Source organism: Clostridium sp. CMCC3677, from assembly GCF_023845585.1.
GTDB classification, from domain to species: Bacteria; Bacillota; Clostridia; order Clostridiales; family Clostridiaceae; genus Clostridium; species Clostridium aquiflavi.
The window spans coordinates 212313-233752 of sequence record NZ_JAMQHS010000003.1 but is presented as its reverse complement, the minus strand read 5'-3'; the positions used below and the strand labels follow the sequence as shown (position 1 = coordinate 233752).

General features: G+C 27.7%; 19 protein-coding genes and 1 riboswitch. Of the genes, 17 read left to right on the top strand and 2 right to left on the bottom strand.

The window, feature by feature from the left end:
• Nucleotides 1-27: 27 nt before the first annotated feature.
• From flhA to NG901_RS04870, 9 genes are all read left to right on the top strand, one after another.
• The gene (gene flhA, locus NG901_RS04905; protein WP_252212633.1) at nt 28-2097 is read left to right on the top strand and encodes a flagellar biosynthesis protein FlhA; all 2070 of its coding nucleotides are present in this window, start codon (nt 28-30) and stop codon (nt 2095-2097) included.
• Nucleotides 2094-3299, top strand: coding sequence for a flagellar biosynthesis GTPase FlhF (gene flhF / locus NG901_RS04900; protein ID WP_252212632.1), 1206 nt, complete (start codon nt 2094-2096; stop codon nt 3297-3299). The genes flhA and flhF overlap by 4 nt, the downstream gene beginning before the upstream one ends.
• On the top strand, nt 3293-4153 hold the full coding sequence (locus NG901_RS04895) for a MinD/ParA family protein (RefSeq protein ID WP_252212631.1): 861 nt from the start codon (nt 3293-3295) through the stop codon (nt 4151-4153). The genes flhF and NG901_RS04895 overlap by 7 nt, the downstream gene beginning before the upstream one ends.
• A gap of 10 nt (nt 4154-4163) precedes the next feature.
• On the top strand, nt 4164-4799 hold the full coding sequence (locus NG901_RS04890) for a flagellar brake protein (RefSeq protein WP_252212630.1): 636 nt from the start codon (nt 4164-4166) through the stop codon (nt 4797-4799).
• Between the two features lie 101 nt (nt 4800-4900).
• On the top strand, nt 4901-5629 hold the full coding sequence (locus tag NG901_RS04885) for a FliA/WhiG family RNA polymerase sigma factor (protein WP_252212629.1): 729 nt from the start codon (nt 4901-4903) through the stop codon (nt 5627-5629).
• Between the two features lie 12 nt (nt 5630-5641).
• Complete coding sequence (locus NG901_RS04880) at nt 5642-6169, top strand: hypothetical protein (protein ID WP_252212628.1); 528 nt, start codon at nt 5642-5644, stop codon at nt 6167-6169.
• A 77-nt stretch (nt 6170-6246) separates the two neighbouring features.
• Nucleotides 6247-6369, top strand: coding sequence for a hypothetical protein (locus NG901_RS17115; protein ID WP_286673943.1), 123 nt, complete (start codon nt 6247-6249; stop codon nt 6367-6369).
• Nucleotides 6370-7143, top strand: coding sequence for a flagellar basal-body rod protein FlgG (locus NG901_RS04875; RefSeq protein ID WP_252212627.1), 774 nt, complete (start codon nt 6370-6372; stop codon nt 7141-7143). It begins immediately after the preceding gene.
• Between the two features lie 13 nt (nt 7144-7156).
• On the top strand, nt 7157-7927 hold the full coding sequence (locus NG901_RS04870; protein ID WP_252212626.1) for a flagellar basal-body rod protein FlgG: 771 nt from the start codon (nt 7157-7159) through the stop codon (nt 7925-7927).
• A 503-nt stretch (nt 7928-8430) separates the two neighbouring features.
• Here the strand turns inward: NG901_RS04870 and NG901_RS04865 are convergent.
• A complete protein-coding gene (locus NG901_RS04865; RefSeq protein WP_252212625.1) occupies nt 8431-10071 on the bottom strand; it encodes a putative manganese-dependent inorganic diphosphatase in 1641 nt (546 codons plus the stop codon).
• Between the two features lie 145 nt (nt 10072-10216).
• Here NG901_RS04865 and NG901_RS04860 point away from each other — a divergent pair, with 145 nt between their 5' ends.
• Complete coding sequence (locus NG901_RS04860) at nt 10217-12763, top strand: calcium-translocating P-type ATPase, PMCA-type (RefSeq protein ID WP_252212624.1); 2547 nt, start codon at nt 10217-10219, stop codon at nt 12761-12763.
• A 276-nt stretch (nt 12764-13039) separates the two neighbouring features.
• On the opposite strand, the gene NG901_RS04855 is transcribed toward NG901_RS04860, so the two are convergent.
• Complete coding sequence (locus NG901_RS04855; RefSeq protein ID WP_252212623.1) at nt 13040-13471, bottom strand: hypothetical protein; 432 nt, start codon at nt 13469-13471, stop codon at nt 13040-13042.
• Nucleotides 13472-13727: 256 nt separating this feature from the next.
• Nucleotides 13728-13829: riboswitch (TPP riboswitch) on the top strand.
• A 418-nt stretch (nt 13830-14247) separates the two neighbouring features.
• Here NG901_RS04855 and thiC point away from each other — a divergent pair.
• The 7 genes from thiC to spoIIAB all read left to right on the top strand — a co-directional run bounded on the left by thiC (nt 14248) and on the right by spoIIAB (nt 21438).
• Complete coding sequence (gene thiC / locus NG901_RS04850; protein WP_252212622.1) at nt 14248-15555, top strand: phosphomethylpyrimidine synthase ThiC; 1308 nt, start codon at nt 14248-14250, stop codon at nt 15553-15555.
• Nucleotides 15556-15997: 442 nt separating this feature from the next.
• Nucleotides 15998-16543 carry an RNA polymerase sigma factor gene (locus tag NG901_RS04845; RefSeq protein ID WP_252212621.1) on the top strand — a complete coding sequence of 182 codons (546 nt, stop codon included), beginning with the start codon at nt 15998-16000 and terminating at the stop codon, nt 16541-16543.
• Nucleotides 16536-16757, top strand: a complete 222-nt coding sequence (locus tag NG901_RS04840) for a BhlA/UviB family holin-like peptide (protein WP_252212620.1) — start codon at nt 16536-16538, stop codon at nt 16755-16757. The genes NG901_RS04845 and NG901_RS04840 overlap by 8 nt, the downstream gene beginning before the upstream one ends.
• Nucleotides 16758-16980: 223 nt before the next feature.
• Complete coding sequence (locus tag NG901_RS04835; protein ID WP_252212619.1) at nt 16981-17904, top strand: DUF4003 family protein; 924 nt, start codon at nt 16981-16983, stop codon at nt 17902-17904.
• Between the two features lie 179 nt (nt 17905-18083).
• Entirely contained in the window at nt 18084-20393 is a 2310-nt protein-coding gene (locus tag NG901_RS04830; protein WP_252212618.1) for an AAA family ATPase, read from the top strand.
• A gap of 261 nt (nt 20394-20654) precedes the next feature.
• Entirely contained in the window at nt 20655-20990 is a 336-nt protein-coding gene (gene spoIIAA, locus NG901_RS04825; RefSeq protein WP_252212617.1) for an anti-sigma F factor antagonist, read from the top strand.
• Between the two features lie 16 nt (nt 20991-21006).
• A complete protein-coding gene (gene spoIIAB, locus NG901_RS04820; protein ID WP_252212616.1) occupies nt 21007-21438 on the top strand; it encodes an anti-sigma F factor in 432 nt (143 codons plus the stop codon).
• The last annotated feature ends 2 nt before the right edge of the window (nt 21439-21440 follow it).

The following is a 21440-nucleotide window of genomic DNA, read 5'->3' as shown; positions in this document are numbered from 1 at the left end:
TTATATTAAATAAAGGATGGGATAAGGTTGGGACTTGAAAATAAAAGACTCGATATAAAAAACAACTTAGATGTACTTGTAGCGGCTGGTGTTATATGTATAGTACTTATGATGATAATACCATTACCAAAAACATTATTAGATGTACTTTTGGCATTTAACATAACGTTATCTGTTGTTATTATAATCATAACAATGTTTACTACAAATGTATTGCAATTATCAGTATTTCCAACACTGCTATTAATTACTACATTATTTAGATTAGGACTTAATATATCATCAACTAGGCTTATATTAAGTGAAGGTGATGCAGGAAAGATAATTCAAGCATTTGGAGATTTTGTTATCGGGGGAAACTATGTAGTTGGTATAATTATATTTTTAATTATAATTATAATACAATTTATGGTTATCACAGCCGGTGCTGGTAGAGTTTCTGAGGTATCAGCAAGATTCACACTTGATGCTATGCCAGGAAAACAAATGAGTATAGATGCTGATTTGAATTCAGGTCTTATAGATGAAGTAATGGCTAAACAAAGAAGACAAGATTTACAATCAGAAGCAGATTTTTATGGATCTATGGATGGTGCTTCTAAGTTCGTAAAAGGAGATGCTATCGCAGGTATAATAATAACTGTAATAAATATAATTGCAGGTATAATAATTGGAGTTATGCAAAAAGATTTAAGTGTTGGAGATGCAGCACTTAAGTACGTTCAACTTACTGTGGGTGATGGACTTGTAAGTCAGGTGCCAGCGTTATTAATATCTACAGCTTCTGGTATTTTAGTTACACGTTCAGGAAATGCTGAAAACTTTGGTAAATCTTTATCAAGGCAATTAACAGGATTTCCTATAGCAACATCTATTGCAAGTGCTGCTATGTTCTTTTTAGCATTAGTTCCTAATATGCCTAAAGTTCCATTTTTAATTGCAGCAATTTCAATGGCAGTTCTTTCTTATATGCTTTATAAAGAAGAAACTAAACAATTAGAACAAGAATTTGTTTCTGAAGAAGAGGAAATTATAGAAGCAGAGCGTAAAGAACCTGAAAATGTAATGAATTTAATTTCAGTAGAACCAATGGAAGTTGAAATTGGTTATGGATTAATTCCTCTTGCAGATGAAAGTTCAGGAGGGGATTTGCTTCAAAGAATTGCTTCTGTTAGAAGACAATGTGCAATTGAAATGGGGATTGTAGTACAACCAATAAGAATTAGAGATAATCTTCAATTAAAGACCAATGAATATGTTATAAAAATAAGAGGAACAACAGTAGCTTCATCTGAGCTTATGCCAAGTATGTTACTTTGCATGGATCCCACAGGGGATGGCTTAGAAATACCAGGTATAAAGACTTTAGAACCAACTTTCAAATTGCCAGCTGTATGGATTAATAAAGATCAGAGAGAAGAAGCTGAAATAAAAGGATTTACAGTGGTAGATCCAACGACAGTTATGGTAACACATTTAACAGAAACTATAAAATCTCATTCTTACGAGTTACTTGGTAGACAAGAGGTTAAACTTATTGTTGATAACTTAAGAGATAAATATAGTGCTGTTGTAGAAGAACTTATTCCAGATTTAATGACTATAGGGGAACTTCAAAAAGTATTACAAAGTCTTTTAAAAGAAAAAGTGCCTATAAAAGATATGGTTACGATAATGGAATCTTTGGCTGATAATTCAAGAAATACAAGAGATATTGAAGTGCTTACTGAATATGTTAGATTTGCTTTATCAAGAACAATTTGTAATCAGTTAATAAATGAAGATAGAGCAATTACAGTTGTAACATTAGATCCTAATGTAGAAGAAATGATAGGGTCAAATATTCAGAAGACAATGCAAGGATCTTTCCCAACCGTAGATCCAGATACAACAACTAGATTGCTTGGAGGTATAAAAAATATACTTGAAACAACTTACTTCAATAATAATCAACCAGTTATATTAGTATCTCCTAATATAAGAGCAGTATTTAAGAAATTAATAGAAATGGTATTTCCACATGTCATGGTAATTTCTTTAAATGAAGTACCAAATGATATAGAAATTAATAGTGGAGGAGTTGTAACTATTCAATGATCATAAAAAGATATCTTGTAAGTAACATGAATGAAGCATTAACTAGAATTAGATATGAACTAGGAAAAGATGCTATCATAATAAGCCAAAGAAAAGTAAGAAAGCCTGGATTTAAGGGATTCTTTTCGGGAAAGTTAATAGAGGTTACAGCAGCAGTGGAAAATGCAGCTGATTTAAACAAGACTAATAACAAAAAAGATGGCAAAATAGAAGATTCATTAAGTAATATAAAGAGATTGTTAGAAACTTCTGATAAAAATACCATAATAGAAAAAGATGAAAATACAACAATAGCCGCTTTAAATTTATCAACTAACTTAAAAGTAGAAGAAAAAGAAAATTCACATCGAGAATTAGTTCAAGATTCTATGTATAAAGAGGTTAGTGAAATGAAAGTGCTTTTGAACAGAGTTATAGAAAATACTTCAAAAGATGAAATTAAAAAGATTGATAAAATTGAAGAAAAACTTATTGATATAGATGTAGATGAGGAATTTCATGAAGAGATACTTAGTAAAATAAATAGTATTGATGATGAAAATGTAGATAAGTATGAACTTCTTAGAAGTGTTTTTGAAGAAGTTCTTTTGGAATGCAGTGGGGAAATTTCTGGAAAAATAGCTTTAGTGGGTCCAACTGGTGTTGGAAAAACTACTACAATAGCAAAGCTTGCAGGAAAATTATCTCTTATAGATAAAAAAAATGTTGGATTAATAACTGTTGATACATATAGAATAGGGGCAATAGAACAGTTAAAAACTTATGCTGAAATAATGAATATACCTTTTAAAGTTGTAATTACTATAAAAGAAATGGAAGAAGCAATAAATTCAATGAAAGATTGTGATGTTATTCTTATTGATACTACAGGTAGAAGTAGTAAAAATACAATGCAGATTTCAGAGCTAAGAGCATTTGTTGAAAAAGCTAATCCAGATTATGTGAGTATGGTAATTAGTGCAACAACTAAAAATAGAGATATAGTAAGCATATTGAATGGTTATTCAGATTTATCTTATGACAATGTAATAATTACTAAATTAGATGAAACAACAGTATATGGATCACTATATAACATAATGAAGAGATCTAATAAACCTGTTAAGTATATAACAACAGGACAAAATGTACCTAATGATATAATAGTCCCAACTAAAGAAGAACTGGCTAGATTTATGTTAGGGGAGGAAACTTTATGCTAGATCAAGCTGAAGCTTTAAGAAAACTTGTTGATAAAAGCGAAAATACTGATAATAAGTCAAATACTAAGATAATTACAGTTACATCTGGTAAAGGTGGAGTAGGTAAAAGTAATTTTGTTGTTAATTTGGGAATTTGTTTACAAAATAAAGGTAAAAAAGTTTTGATTTTTGATGCAGATTTAGGTATGGGAAATGACGATGTTCTAATGGGTATTTATCCTAAGTACAATATATTTGATATTATATTTACTGGAAAAAAAATAGAGGATATAATTATGTTAGGACCTAATGGAGTAAGTTTATTACCAGCTGGATCTGGATTAAACAAGGTAGATGAATTACAAGAAAGCGAAAGAAATTTATTTTTAGAAAAATTAGAATCTCTTAGTGATTTTGATTATATACTTATGGATACTGGTGCTGGAATAAATAAGAGCATTTTGTCTTTTATGGCTGTATCAGAAGATTTGATAATAGTAACAACGCCAGAACCTACAGCACTTACTGATGCATATAGTTTAATAAAAGCAGCCGATCATTTTAAAATTAAAAATCATGCAATGGTTGTAGTTAATAGAGCTATTGATTCATCAGAAGGAATAGATGTATATAATAAACTTCAAAGAACAGTAAAAAGATTTTTGAAATTAAATTTAGAATATTTAGGTTGTGTTATAGATGACAGAAAAGTTGTTCAAAGTGTTAAAATGCAAAAGCCTTTTGTAATATCATATCCTACATGTGAAGCATCTAAGTCCATAGATAATATTGCATTAAAGATTTTAGGACAAGATGTGAAGACTTCAAGTGGACCTAGAGAATTGTTTAAAAAATTATTTAGAATATTTTCATAGGAGGTCAAGGATGTCAAAATTTATATTAAAAGTTAATGATAGAGTAGAGGTTTTAGTAGAGGATAAAGCTTTTAAAAGTTTAATACAAGATATTGAAGATGATTGCATTAAGATAAATATTCCGGTGTTTAATGGGGAATATTTAGCTTTAAAGATAGATGATAAGATCGAGATAAATTCTTATGCAAAAGGTGGAAAGTGCTTTAATTTTTATTGTGATGTTTTAGAGCGTGGAAAAGAAAATAATATAATTTATTATAAATTAAGTAAGCCATATAATGTAAGAGAAATACAAAGACGAGATTTCGTAAGAGTAGATTTTATGAATATTGTTAAGTTAAAAAAAATAACAGAATCAGAAGATGAAGAAATCACTAGTTTTAAGGATGCATTAATGATTGATCTAAGTGGTGGTGGAATGAGATTTAAAACTAAAGAAAAATTAGAAAAGTATGATAAATTAATATTAGAATTTGCATTAAATGATAAGTTGAATTATATAAAAGCACAAATTATGCGTTTGGAAATAACTGAGTTTAATGAATATATTTATGGAGTTAAATTTATTGAGATTAGTGAAAATCAAAGAGATAAGGTTATAAGTGAAATTTTTAATATAATGAGGAAACAAAGAGAAATACTATAATAATTATTTAACAAAAGACAAAAGTTGCTCTTATATTATAAAAAATTAAAAATAATATAATAATAAGAGTGTTAAGAGTAAGAAAAGGGGGATTGAGAGGAATGTGTAATTTACAAGATAATAATGTAAAAGAACAAATAGTACGAGAGTACATCCCTTTAGTTAAATATATAGCTTCTAGGATTATGATTGGTAAAAACAAGTATATGGAGTATGAAGATTTAGTTAGTTATGGGATAATAGGACTTATGGACGCTATTAGCAAATATAATCCTGAAAAAGGAATGAAATTTTCATCATATGCCTCTATTAGAATAAAAGGAGCTATAATAGATCAAATACGTAAGAATAGACCAATTACTAAAGGTGCCATGGATAAATTAAATAGATATAATAGTGCTATTGAAGCTCTGCAGAATAAATTATTAAGAGAACCTAATATTTTAGAAATAGCACAATATTTAGAATTATCTTTGGAAGAAGTTTCTCAAATAGAAAATTATATTAATCACATATCTATGGTATCTTTAGAAAATATAATTTTTTCAGATGATGAAGAAGTTAATCTTTTAGGAATAATAGAAGATAAAAATAGTCCTAGTCCAGAGGGAGAATTAGAAGAAAAAGAAAAGTTAGAAGTATTATCAGATGCAATTAAGTTATTAAAAGAAAAAGAGCAATTAATACTTAATTTATATTATTATGAAAAATTAACACTTAAGGAAATAGGAGCTATATTGTCAGTATCGGAATCAAGAGTATGTCAATTACATGCAAGATCTATTAGTAATTTAAGAGAAGCTATGAAAAAATTACATTACATTGATTAAAGAGGCGATTCGATGGTACCATTAATATTGATTGCAATTGGAATTATTTTAATTGTATATAATTATAAAATAATGAGTAAAGGCACAACTTCATTTGAATTTACTTTAAATGAAGAAAAAGAAAATTTAAATGATTATAAATTAGAACTTGGACTTTTAAGAAAAGATATAGGTGAAAGTCTTACAGAACTTCAACAAGAAATCAAAACTATAAAAGTAAATTTAAATATGATTAATGATATTGAAGAAGAGTACGATAATATATTAGATAGTAATATTTATAAAACAAAAAGTACTAGTGAACTAGAAAATAATATTCAAGAAGAACATATTGCTATAGAACAAAGCGAAACTGAAGAAATAAGTAACGGAATTATTTCAGAGATAAATTTTCAAACTCAGAAAGTGACAAATGAATCTAATAAGCAACTGATGATAACTGATTTAATAAAGCAAAATTTAACTGATGAAGAGATATGTAAAGTTTTGTCTATAAGTAAGGGGGAAGTATTATTAGTAAGAAACTTATTCAAAAGCTAAAAGACATGATATTTTTCTTAAATGATAGTAAAATATTATTTGGTATTGGTATAGGATTAGTTATAGGAGTAACCCTTATGTTTGGATATAAGAGTAGTTTTAATCTTTCTGACAGCAAAATAGAAGAAAGAGCTAGAGGCTTAGGCATGCACTATAATGATGAATGTAAAGCTATTATTAAAGAGGGAGTTGATAAGTAAGTGATAAGAGGTTTTTATACGGCTGTATCGGGTTTAATAACATTAGAAAATGAACAACAAACTGTTACTAATAATATTGTTAATGTTAATAATAACGGTTATAAGAAAAACACTTTAACAAAACAAAGTTTTGAAGATGTTATGATAACTAATAGACAAAATAAAGTTGGAGATAGACATATTCCAAATAAACTTGGTAATTTAAATTTAGGCGTAAAAGTTAATGATGTAAGTACTATATATACGCAGGGTGCTTTTAAAACAACAGACAGCTATACTGACTTTGGTATTGATGGAAGAGGATTTTTTACAGTACAAAAAGGAAATGAACGTTTATTTACAAGAAGTGGTGGTTTTAAAATAGATCAACAAGGATATTTAATAACAGGTCAGGGAGATTATGTACTAGGAAAAAATAATAGAACTGGTGCAGAAGAACGTATATTTGTAGGAAAAGAAAAATTTTCTTTAGATGGAAATAACAATATTCAAAGTGCTACAGGAGAATCAACATATAAATTATTAACAGCAGATTTTGCAGATTATGCATCATTAGAAAAGTTTGGCGATAATTATTATAAAAGTGATAATCCAGTATATAATGCAGTAGTAAATGTAAGACAAAACGTTCTTGAAACTTCAAATGTTAATCCAACTGAAGAACTGGTAAAACTTATGGAAATAAAACGTCAATTTGAAACTAATCAAAAATTTGTTAGCATGCAAGATGAAACTGTTCAAAAAGCTGCAAATGAAATTGGATCTGTAAGATAGGGAGGATAAAAATATGTTTAATATATTTGCAAATGCCCAAAGTGGTATGAATGCATATCAAGAAAAATTAGATTATCTTTCAAATGATTTAGTAAATACATCAACAACTGGATATAAAGCAACAGATGTTCAATTTAGTGATCTTTTAACTGAATCATTAGATAGAAAAGGAACTCCTCTTGTAAATAAAGATGCCATTAATGGTACTGGTGTTAAATTAGGTATGAATTATAGAAAGGATACTCAAGGTAATCTTTTAACTACTGGTGTTAAAACTGATATAGCCATAGATGGAAAAGGGTACTTTGCAGCAGTTCAAAATGATGGTTCTATAGCATATACTAGAGATGGTAACTTAAAGATTGATAGAGATGGTGTATTAGTTGATGCTAGAGGTAATAAGATATACATACAATATGCAGATGGTATGTCAGAAGGAAGTCCTAAATTATCTAGTGAAGACATTTCAATAGATGGTGAAGGTGGAGTATCAACAAAAGTTGATGGTGAATACGTAAAAGTAGGACAAATACCAGTGTTTACTGCAGTAGGAGATAAAGCATTTATTGCTCTTGGAGATAACTACTTTGTGGCATCAGATGATGCACAAGTAACATTAAGTAATGATTACAATATTCATCAAGGAATTTTAGAAGGATCTAATGTGGATACTGCTGAGATATTCACAGATATAATAAGCACTCAAAGAGCATTCCAATTAAGCTCTAAAGGCATAACAACTGCTGATGAAGTATGGGGAATGATAAACGGAATGAGAAAGTAATTTTTAGAACTAGCAATATTATAGTATAAAGCTTGTGGACTTAGTAATTTACTTTAAGAACACTAAAAATAAAGACTAGTCTAATTAATGCATGCTCCCAATGAAACATTGTGACAAGCAATTAATTCAACAGGTCTTTATTAAGAGTTCTAAAAAGTAAATTTCAATGTCACTGCGCCATTATACTATAATATTGGTGTTTAAAAAAATATATGTGAAAAAATATTAAATAAAAATCTATGTTTTAAATGTGTGTTGATATATGCAATAGGTGAAGTGGCATTGTAATTGGACTTTTAGAACTCTTAATAAGTATTGTCACATTTACTGCTTGTCTCAATTTTATATTGGGAGCAAGCTAAAATGGGACTATACTTATTTTAGTGTTCTTAAGTTAAATTACTCCGTCCACTTTGCTTATGCATATATCAACACTCTGTTAAAACATAGCCAAATAAAAAATAGTATCTCAAATTTTTGAGATACTATTTTTTATTTAATAATTATTTTGCTAATAATGTTGTTGTTAGAGGTGGTACTACTTGTTTCTTTCTTGATAATACCCCTGGTAGGAATGTCATACAGTTGTATAATTCTACCTTAAATGCTTTTTCAACGATTTCTGGTTTTGGTCCAGCAACTAAAATTTGAGAACCTTCATTTAGTATATCAGTTAAAAGTAGCATAACTACATCAAAGTTATTTTCTTCAGCTTGTTTGCTCATATAATTTAGCATTTCATCTTTTAATGGCATAAATCCATCGATGTCCATTGTATTAACTTGAGCAACACCTATTTTAGAATCAGCTATACTAAAAGGTTTGAAATCTTGATTGAAGATTTCAGCAACAGATTTTCCTTTTAAAGAAGTACCTGCTTTAAACATTTCTTTAGCAAATTCATCAATGTTTATTCCTGCTATTTCAGCTAATCTAAGACAAATAATTTTATCTTGTTCAGTACAAGTTGGGCTTCTAAATAACAGAGTATCTGAAATTATAGCTCCACATAAAAGTCCGGCAACTTCCTTAGAAGGCTGAACATCACTTTCAAAATAACATTTAGCAACTATACTTGAAGTACTACCAATTGGTTCATTTCTAAAGTATATAGGATTGCTTGTTTGAATATCAGCAACTCTATGATGGTCAATTATTTCTATTATTTCAGCATCATCTAATCCATTAACAGATTGACCTTTTTCATTATGATCAACTTGAATAACTTTTTTCTTATGATCAGAAATAAGATGATATCTTGAAATTGTACCAATTACTTTACCTTCAATATTAGTTACAGGGTAACAATGGTATTTAGTTTCAGCCATAATACCTTTAATATCATCTACTAAATCTTCAGTAGAGAATGATACTAGGTTTTCCTTAGCCATTACATATTCAACTGGTATACTTTGAACGATTAATCTTGAGGTTGTAAATGAATCATGCGGTGTACTTATAACAGTAACTCCGTTTTCTCTAGCTTTAAAAATTAATTCAGATGGTAAAGTATTAGAACCAGTTATAATCATTAAAGAAGTTCCTATGTTTAATAGTTCCTCTTGAACATCATGTCTATCTCCAACTATAGCAATATCACCTTGATTTATTATTTCTCTTAAACTATCAGGTTGCATTGCAGTTACAGTTATTTTCCCAGGAAATGTTTTAACATTTTCATCTATGTATATTGCTTTAGCATCAAGAGTTTCTATTATATTTTCTATAGATGTATTACTTTTTGCTAGGATGTTATTATCCCAAATATCCATATAAGCTGATGTTAAATTAGAAATAGAAATAACTCCAATTAAGCAACCATTTTTATCAGCTATTGGTAAAGCTTTAAGATGATTATCTCTCATTATGTTCCAAGCACCTCTTAATGGGAAAGTTGGTGGAATTGGATCAAGATTATCTATTTTTAAATCTTCTACTTTAAGCTTTACTGTTTCTAAATATTTAGGTGCTTCAACACCAAAATAATCTAATATGAATTGAGTTTCTCGATTTACATTACCTAGTCTTACAGGTATAGCTTCAAGATTACTAATTTTATTTTTCAAAGCTGCATATCCATAAGCAGCACAGATTGAATCTGAATCAGGATTTTTATGTCCAGTTACATAAACTATATTCTTCAAAATAGCTCCTCCTTATTTGTATAAAATCACAGTATATATTTTACTTGTAAATTTCAATAATGTAAAGTTTATTAAAAAATCATCATAACTTTTGCAAAGGAAAATATATATATTTATATGAGGAGAAAAAAAGGGAGGAGAAATTGTGGTACAAGAAAAAGAACTTTTAAAAGGACTTAGTACAAAGGAAGCTGAAAAAAGAATTAAGAATTTTGGGCTTAATGAACTTCAGCATAAAAAAAAGACATCAGCTTTAAAAATATTTCTTTCACAATTTAATGATTTTATTGTATGGGTACTTATAGCAGCAACAATAATTTCGGGAATCATAGGTGATAAAGCTGATGCAATTACTATATTAATAATTGTGTTTGTAAATGCGATATTAGGATTTGTTCAAGAATTTAGAACGGAAAAGTCATTAGAGGCTCTGAAGGATTTAGCTGCACCAACATGTAAGGTACTAAGAGATGGAAGCATACAAATTCTTAATTCTATATATTTAACTATAGGTGATGTAGTTATTTTAGAAGCTGGTGACAGAGTCCCAGCAGATGGTACATTTATTGAAGGATTAGGTATTGTCGTGGATGAATCACTACTTACTGGGGAATCGGTAGGAGTTGATAAAGATGTTAATGGAAAAAATAATAGGTGCTATATGGGAACAACTATTGTAAAAGGAAAAGGATTATTTAAAGTTGACACAATAGGTATGAATACAGAAATGGGAAAAATAGCAGATCTAATTCAAAACATAGATGAAGAAAAGTCACCTTTAAATAAAAAATTAGATTCACTTGGCAAAGTATTGGTAGTTATTTGTTTAGTTGTATGTGTAATAGTAACTGTAATGGGTGTAATAAGAGGGAATGATATAACAGAAATGTTTTTACTTGGCGTAAGTTTAGCAGTAGCAGCTATTCCAGAAGGTCTTGCTGCAATTGTAACAGTAGCATTAGCACTTGGAGTATCTAGAATGTTAAAAAGGAACGCTTTAGTAAGAAAATTACCTGCAGTTGAAACCTTGGGATGTACTTCTGTTATATGTTCTGATAAGACAGGTACATTAACTCAAAACAAGATGACAGCTAAAGAAGCTTATTTAAATGGTAAAATATATGAATTAGAAAAAGAAGAATTAAAAGATTATAACAAAATGATGAAAGCTCTAGTTTATTGTAATGATTGTAATTATGATTTTACTAAAAATATAATGGAAGAAGTGCTTCATGGAGAACCAACAGAAACTGCATTAATAGAGATGTTCTTTAAGAAAGTTGAACCATTAAAGGCATATGTATCTAATATAAATAGAGTATATGATATTCCTTTTGATTCAACAAGAAAGATGATGTCTGTAATAATTAATGAAAATGATAAAGAAACTTGTTATGTTAAAGGTGCACCTGAAAGACTTATAGAAAAATGTTCTTATATATTAGAAAATAATAAAATAAAGCCTTTAACATATCAAAAGAAACAACAAGTAGCAAAATTTATTGAAGCTATGTCATCTAGAGCACTAAGATGTATAGCATGCGCATATAAGGAAGAAGGATTAAGTAAAAATAATCATTTAGAAGAAAATCTTATATTTATAGGTGTTGTTGGAAGCATTGATCCACCAAGAAAAGAAGCTAGAGATGCAGTTTTAAAATGTAAACTTGCAGGAATAAAGCCTGTTATGATAACAGGAGATCATAAGAATACTGCACTTGCCATAGCGAAATCATTAAATATATGTAATACTGAAGAACAAGTTTTAACAGGTGAAGAAATAGAAAGAATTAGTGATGATGAATTATATAAGAAAGTTAATAAAGTCAGAGTATTTGCTAGGGTTTCACCAAACCATAAGTTAAGAATTGTAAAAGCATTTAAGAGAAAAGGTAATATAGTTGCAATGACTGGAGACGGAGTAAATGATGCTCCAGCAATAAAAGAAGCAGATATAGGAATTTCCATGGGGATTTCAGGAACTGATGTTACTAAAGAAGCATCCTCAATGATATTAATGGATGATAATTTTTCAACTATAGTGGCAGCTGTAGAAGAGGGAAGAATAATTTATGATAATATAAGAAAATTCATAAGATATTTATTGTCTTGTAATTTAGGTGAAGTTTTAACTATGTTTTTAGCAACATTATTTTATCTTCCCAATCCATTAAGTCCAATACAAATTTTACTTGTTAACTTAGCTACTGATGGATTGCCAGCTATTGCCCTTGGTGTTGACCCAGCTGATAGTGATATTATGAGACAAACTCCAAGAGCAAAAAATGAAAGTATTTTTGCAAGGGGACTAGTTGAGAAGATTGTAGTAAGAGGATCATTAATAGGAATATGTACCTTACTATCATTTATGATAGGAAGATATTATGGTATGAATCTAGAAACTTGTAGAACTTTAGCTTTATGTACTCTTGTAATGTCTCAATTAATACATGTTTTTGAATGTAGATCAGAAAGACATTCAATATTTGAAATAAAGCTATTTACAAATCCTTATTTAGTAGGAGCTGTTTTAATTTCAATAATAATGATAACATCTGTACTTTATATACCATTCTTCAGAGGAATATTCCATACTGTTGCATTGTCATTTAGTCAATGGTTAATAGTAATGTTCTTCTCCGGAATAATAGCATTAATAAATAGTGTATATTTATTAATAAAATCAAAATAGGATGTTAATCTTGTAGTATAAAGCTCGTGGACTGAGTAATTTCCTTTAAAAATACTAAAATGAGTATAGTCCAATTTTAGCTTGTTCTCAATATAAAATTGAGACAAGCAGTAAATGTGACAATACTCATTAAGAATTTTAAAAAGTAAATTACAATGCCACTGCGCTCTTACACTACAAGGTTAACATTAGCATATGCTATACAACAAGGTAATAAAAAAGTACCAATTGAGATTTTCAATTGGTACTTTTGTTTTCATGTGTAAATTAATAAAATTATCTTCTCATCATTTTAGTAGCTTGTTGACGTGATTTTTTTAATTCACTATGGTCAACAGGTATTAAGTCTTTTTTAGTTGTAAGATTTAATACATTCATTATTTGAATAGCTTCTGTAGTATCTTTTTTCTTTATTTTCTCGCCTTTAACACCCATTATTATTACTTTATGGCCTTGAGATACAGTAATAAATTCGGTTTTTTTAAACCATTTATTTTGTTTATAAAAACATTTAACAACAGATCTACCAACTTCAGGTTTAACTACCATTTCAACTAATAACTTATGAAATATAAAGTAACTTTTTTCAAAAACCTTTACTGATAAAACAGTTCCAGATGTACTTGTAATTCTATCTCCATACTTTTCAAGATATGCGTCTTGAAAATACTTATTAAATTTTCCAGAAAATTTTTCTTTTAAACCCATTTATGACTCTCCTTTTTAATAAGAATATATTTATCAATTAAAATAAAAAACCTATTATATCTAGCTTATTATATCATAATAGTTTATTAAGTACCATACATATTAGCATTTGATTGTATTTTAAAGTGACATGTAAAATCTAATTAATTCATATAGTATTTGTGATTATTAAAATAATATGTTTCATAGCAATTTTTATAAATAAAATTATAAGTTGAAATAAGTGAATTATTTAGATATAATTAATTAAAATAGAATATTTTGCTAGGGGTGCCGTTTTTAACGGCTGAGAAGGATATCCTAACTCTAATAACCTGATATGGTTAGTACCATCGTAGGGAAGCTTATTTACTTACTGTATATATTTATATGTAGTGGTATTTTATGCTTGCTTAGTGCAAGCTTTTTTTATTCTTTAGGAATTTATATTATTAAAAAATTTGTGGATAACTTTTAAAATAATGTGTTTTAAAGGTATTATGAGTACCCCTAAAGAATAAAAAATAATCATATGCCGCACCATTATTCCTGCACTGCGTTTGGAAAGGGCGCATGGCTAAAAAAATCGACGGCTCCAAAGTCGCCTTAGCGATTTTGTTCTTCTTTAGGAATTTATAAAAATTTTAAATCTGAGTATAATTCCTAGAATGCTATGTTTTAAAGAAATGAAATTTATATATAATATATTGTGATTAGAAAAGACAGGTTGTTATTTATTTAGGTTATCCCCCTTAGAAAAATTATCTAATTTTTATAATAAGGGAGGATTTTTTTTTATGAGTTATACAACACAAATGGATGCTGCTAAAAAAGGAATTATTACAGCTGAAATGAATTTAGTAGCAAAAAAAGAAAATATTAATGTAGGGGATTTGAGAGAGTTAGTAGCACAAGGTAAAATTGCAATACCTGCTAATAAAAATCATAAGAGTTTAAGTGCAGAGGGCGTTGGACAAGGTTTAAGAACTAAAATAAATGTTAATTTAGGTATTTCAAAGGATTGTCAAAATTTTGAGATGGAATTAGAAAAGGTTCGTACAGCAATTGAAATGAAAGCAGAAGCTATCATGGATCTTTCTAATTATGGAAAAACTGAAGGGTTAAGAAAAAAAATAATTGATATGTCACCAGCTATGATAGGAACAGTTCCAATATATGATGCATTAGGATTTTATGATAAGGAATTAAAGGATATAACTGTAGATGAATTTTTTAGAGTAGTAGAAAAACATGGACAAGATGGAGTTGACTTTATAACAATTCATGCAGGGTTAAATAAGGAAGCCATAGAAACTGTAAAAAGAAATAAAAGGTTAACTAATATAGTTTCAAGAGGTGGTTCTTTATTATTTGCATGGATGGAATTAAATAATAAGGAAAATCCATTTTATGAGCATTTTGATAGATTACTAGATATATGTGCTAAATATGATATTACAATTTCATTAGGAGATGCGTGTAGACCAGGGTCAATAAATGATGCTACGGATGCATCTCAAATTAAAGAATTAATAACAATGGGGGAATTAACAAAAAGAGCATGGGCAAAAAATGTTCAAATAATAATAGAAGGTCCAGGACATATGCCTTTAAATGAAATTGAAGCTAATATGATTCTTGAAAAGAAGCTATGTCATGGAGCACCATTTTATGTGCTAGGACCATTAGTTACAGATGTAGCACCAGGCTATGATCATATAACATCTGCAATAGGTGGGGCTATTGCGGCAACTTATGGAGCTGATTTTTTATGTTATGTAACACCAGCGGAACATTTAAGATTACCTAATTTAGATGATATGAAAGAAGGTATTATTGCAACCAAGATAGCAGCTCATGCAGCAGATATAGCTAAAGGAATACCAAGAGCTAAAGTTTGGGATGATAAGATGAGTAAGGAAAGAGCAGAGCTTAATTGGGAAAAGATGATGGAACTCGCTATGGATTCAACAAAACCTAAAAAATATAGAGAAGAGTCAAAACCACATGATGAAGAAACATGTACTATGTGTGGTAAAATGTGTTCCATGAGGACAATGAAGAAAATATTAAATGGTGAAAATTTAAATATAATAAGGGATTAATAAAAATAGAGATGGCAGTATATAAGTTTGTTTTTATACAAAGTTATATGCTGCTTTTTTTTAGTTTTGAAAATTTACATGATGAAATTAAAATAGCTATTAAACATAATATTGTTATTTATTTTCATGCGCCTAAATTGATTATTCTAATTTAAAACATTTAAAAGCATTGAGTTTTATTTACTTTAATAACTATTTATGTTGGTAATTGTAAAGTTTGAGTAACAATTATTGGATTTTGATGGAATATTTAGGAGGATAAATTATAATTTTCATAATAATATTTATCAAATATAGAACTATTATATTTGTTTTTGTAGAATTTTGTTTGAATAAAAATACATAAATTGAAAAAATAGGTTTACATTTTTTTTATATTTTTACTTTTAGTAGGTATATAAAGCTCTTGTTATGGAGTTAAAGCAACTTAAGGAGTGATCGTATGCCTACAGATTTATTAAAAAAAATGAAATTATTTCAAGAACAATCCAATAATTTTATGGATATAGTGTCTCATTTTAATTCTAAAATTAATTATTTGAGTTATAAGTTAAAATATCCAGAAGCATCTACAGATTTGATTATATATTTATATGAACTTGCCTTACAATTGGATTTGAAAAAGTTTAATGATGATGAAGAAATATTAAAATATATGAGAAGATGCATTAAGAATAAATCAATAAATTTATATTATAAAATAAATTCGTATAGAACCTTTATAACTTATAATTCCGATGAAGAACTTTTAAATGTACTAGACAAAAATATTAACAATGATGAATATTCAAATGTAATATTTAAGGATTTGATTTCATTATTAAAGCCTAAACAAAAGAAAATAATTTTTTTAAAGTTTTATTTACAGTTATCAGATAAGGAAATTGCAGAAAGATTAAAAATATCAAGACAAGCAGTAAATAAATCTAAAAGACAAGCTTTGAAATTTTTAAAGAATATATTATATAGGGAGGCAATTTATGTTTGATCAATTAATAAAAATAGCTGCAACTCAAGGAGTTTGGACAATTTTAAGTTGTGTTCTTATAGTTTATATATTAAAAGCACAAGAAAATAGAGACTTAAGACAAGAAGAGAGAGAGAAAAACTATCAAGATATAATAAAACAACTTACTGAAAAGTTAAATACACTAGATTCAATAAGTTCAACTATTAATGAAATAAGAAGCAAAATTAGATAGATATAATAAACTAATTAATACTATTAGACATACCCTAAAAACTTACTAATTCATATATATAATTAAGAAAGATGTTATTTATTAATAATTAAATAATAAATTTAGACACAAATATGTCATAAAGACATTATATAATTAAATAAAGAAAGTAATTAATAGATTAGTAAAAAACTAGGGGGAGATCATAATAGATACGAATACCAGAATAGTTTGTGATACTACAGTGAATAACTATCTTAATGCTAAAGAAACATTAAGATATGATGGAGATTATATTAATCATTTTTCTTCTTTACTTAATGGATATTATAATAAAGAAATTAAATTTGATGAAATTAAATATATAAGAAAATTTATTAAAGATAAAACGTCTAGAATGTCTTCGTTTAGAGGGGATATGCTATATATATTATCATTTTTAATATCAGTGATGAATGATAAAAAAGATAAAACAGATTTAATTGATGAAATAATTGGTGTATTTGAGTCATTATTAGAAGAAAATTTAAAAGATTGTGGCTATTTAGTTTTATCGGCATATTCAATAGTAAAATATGTAGATAAAGAAAATAGGCAAGATATAATTTATAAAACTAAAGAAATATTTAAAATAATAAAATCTAAATATGGAAACGTAACAAAAGAGGATGATTATTTATTCTGTACGCTATTAGCAATAAATTGTAATGAATTTAATTCTATAACTGAATATATGGAACAAGTTTTTAATTATGTTTTACATTTGGATTTATTCTCTAATAATAGCGTACAAGGATTGACTAATACAATACTGTTAAATGGTTATGAAGATGCAACCTGCAAGGCTGAAGAACTGTTAAAATCCTTAGAAAAAAATGATTTCAAGATAAGTAATCAATTTTTGAGTGTACTAGGAGTTTTGGTAAAAAAACAAGATGTACATGAAATCATAAGAAAAATGAAGGAAGTTGTAGAATATTTATGTGATGAAGAACTTGAATATGAATTTTATATAGATAAAGGATTTAGAAATATACTTGCTTTAGTTATTGTATTTATGAGTATGGAAGAGGAAAATATAAAATATTTGGACGAATTATTAGCATTTAGTACATATTCGTTCTTAATAAGTAAAAATCAAGGAGTTTTTAATGAAGTTTTAGCTTAATTATAAAAAATTAGTAGTAAATAATATATTAAAATATGGAGAAAAAATAAAAAACTATCTCTATTTTTTCAGTTGAAGAATATTAATATTAATATACTACTAATTTAAGGAGGAAACTACTTTTGAAGATTTAATCACAGTTTAAGTTATAGAAAAAAACTTCGAAGTGGATATGGTTTATGAAAAATGAATTAACTCCAAGTGAAGTTATATTTAAATGTTCTTTTAAAGAATTATCTGAGAAAGAACGTCTTGCAGAATTACCAGAAGTTACTTCAAGATTAAATGATATAAAAAGAGCTTTAAAAATTAAGAAAAATGGATACAACTTATATTATATTGATTCATTTGCAATGAATAAATTAACTGACTTGATGGATTATATTTCAAAGATATACGAAGAGGAAAGTGCACCTAAAGATATATGCTATGTTACTACTGAAGATATATTAAATCCAAAAGTTTTATTTTTACCAAGTGGAAAAGGAACACTATTAAAAGAACAAATTGACGATATAAAGAATCAATATTTTGATTGTGTAATAGAATTTTATAATGGCTCATCTGATAAGGAAAAAGAGGAGTTACTTGAAGAAACCAAGGAACAAAGGAATGAGTGTATTTCTAATTTAATGAAAAAAGCAAAGGAAAATAATTTTGAAGTAAAAGCAACAAATGGTGGTTTTGTATTTATTCCATTAAAATCTCAAGGAAATGAGATGACAGAAGATGAGTATGATGAATTGGAAAATGACGAACAGGGGGTAATCAAGGAACAAGTATCAGAATTGAAAAAGGAAGCACAAGTTGTACTAGATAAGCTAACTGCACTTGAAATTAAATCAATTAATGAATTAAGAGTTATTTATGAAAAATATCTTAAAAAAGAAATGAAAGAAATGAAGGAAGATTTATTATTTGAATTTGTAACTGATAAATTTACTTGTATGTATCTTTCTCAAATGTTTGATTGGATTGAAGAGCAGATAGTTGAATGCTATACAGTAAGTCTAGAAGAGGATCAGCAATATATAGATGATATTTTCACAAAATTTGAAGTTAGAGTTCTTGTGGATAATAAAAATATACCACATCCAAGAGTTATTTTTGAAGAAGATCCCACAATAAATAATTTGATTGGAAATATTGAATATAAGAATAGTAATGGAGGATATTTGCCAGACATAGAGTTAATACATCCTGGAAGCTTATTAAAAGCTAATGAAGGTTGTTTAATTTTAAATCTTAATTCATTACTATCTAGTGGGTATAGTTATTATTATTTAAAGAAAATACTAATGCTTGGAAAAATAGACTATAGTTATACAAAAAATTATTTAGATGTTCTATCTTTAGAAGGCTTAAAACCTGAGTCTATACCAATTAATGTGAAAGTTATTTTAATAGGTGATTATGAGGCATTTAGTATACTTCACGAGAAAGACGAAGAATTTAAAAGAATATTCCCATTTAAAGTTGAAATGGAAAATCAATTGAAATGTAATGATGCATCAAGAAGTTTAGTTGCAAATTATATAAAAAATAAAGCAAAAAATGAAAATCTTTTAGATATGGATCAAGAATCAATAGAAGAAATTTTTAAATATTTATCTAGAATTATAGGGGATAGAAATAAGATTTCTGTGGATAATTACTATATTGATAGAATATTATATCTAGCTAATGATAAAGCAAATAGTGAGGGGAGATTCTCTGTAATTAGAGATGATGTTATTAGTAGCTATCATTGTGATGATAAAGATATTAAAGAAGAGATGCTAGAAAGTTATAAGAATAATAAAATATTAATAGCTATTAAAGGTGAAAAGGTTGGATCTATTAATGGATTAGCGGTTATTGGCACAAGTTTATTTAGCTTGGGAAGACCTATGAGAATAACTTGTTTAGCATTTCAAGGCAGTGGTAGAATAATTGATGTTCATAATGAATGCAAATTAAGTGGAAATATTCATGAAAAATCTATTGTAATTTTAAGAGGTTTAATAAATACTTTATTGAGTCCTTATGAAAGCTTACCAGTAGATTTTCAGTTGAGTTTTGAACAAACGTATTCACTAGTTGAAGGTGATAGTGCTTCTGTTGCAGAAATAATATGCATGCTTTCAGCCATTAGTAAAAGACCGATAAAACAAAATATTGCAGTAACAGGATCAATAAATCAATTTGGAGAAGTACAGCCAATAGGAATGGTTAATGAAAAGATTGAAGGCTTTTATACTGTATGTAAGACTATAGATAATATTAGTGGCAAAGGTGTATTGATTCCTAGTATGAATAAAGATGAACTAATCTTAGAAAAAGAAGTGGAAGAGAGTATTAGTAATGGTGATTTTCATATTTATACAATGGATGTCCTTGAAGATGCAATAGAAGTTCTTATACTAAATGAAGGTGAAACTGTTAAGACATTTTTTAAGATTATAGAAGAAGAGATAGCCAAATATAAACCAAGTAAAAAGAAGAAGTAAAAAAATAAGTACTAAGTTAAAAAAATAAGCTTAGTACTTATTTTTTCGTTATGTTTTAGCAAAGCACTTTAGCTCTTAACTATAATCTTTACACTTTTGATTAAAATGTCATTGAGATATTTCATTTTTATTATATAAAATTGAATAAATAGAATAAAATGTAATAAAACAAATTGACGGTGCATAAAATAGTATGTTAAAATATGGTAAAGAAAACTAAGGAGGTGAATTACTCTAAGAAAAATTTTAGAGTATTTTTATATGGATTTAAAATTTGATAAGTATGATGAAATTTTAATAGTCACTATGATTGGGGAGTTAGATCATCATAGTGCAGAAGAAGTTAGAGTTAGAATTGACGATAGAATCGATAGAGATAATATACAAAAATTAATTTTAAACTTTTCTGGAGTGAGTTTTATGGACAGTTCTGGAATTGGAGTAGTTGTTGCAAGAAATAAAAAACTTAATAGTAAAGGTGGCGCTCTCTGTATTTGCAATATAAAGGAAAGCGTAAATAAAGTATTTGAATTAACAGGATTATATAAAATAATTAAACATTATGAAACTGTAGATGAGGCAGTAAGATGCATTTAAGATGGAGGGATTTATTGTGTATGAAAATAAAATGAATTTGGAGTTTGTAAGTAAATCTCAAAATGAAGCTTTTGCAAGAGTAGCTGTAGCTGCATTTATCGCTCAATTAGATCCAACTATAGATGAGATAAGTGATGTGAAAACAGCAGTATCAGAAGCAGTAACTAATTCTATAATACACGGATATGAAAATAAGGAAAATGGAATTATTAAAATTGAAGTTGAAATTCGTGATGGAGAAGTTACCATTGAGATTACGGATCATGGAAAAGGTATTGAAGATATACCGAAAGTGATGGAGCCATTATATACATCACGTCCTGATTTGGAAAGATCAGGAATGGGTTTTACTGTTATGGAAACATTTATGGATGGGTTATTAGTTGAAAGTGAAAAGGAAAAGGGTACAAGGGTTAGAATGAAGAAAAAATTTAACATATTAAGTTAGGG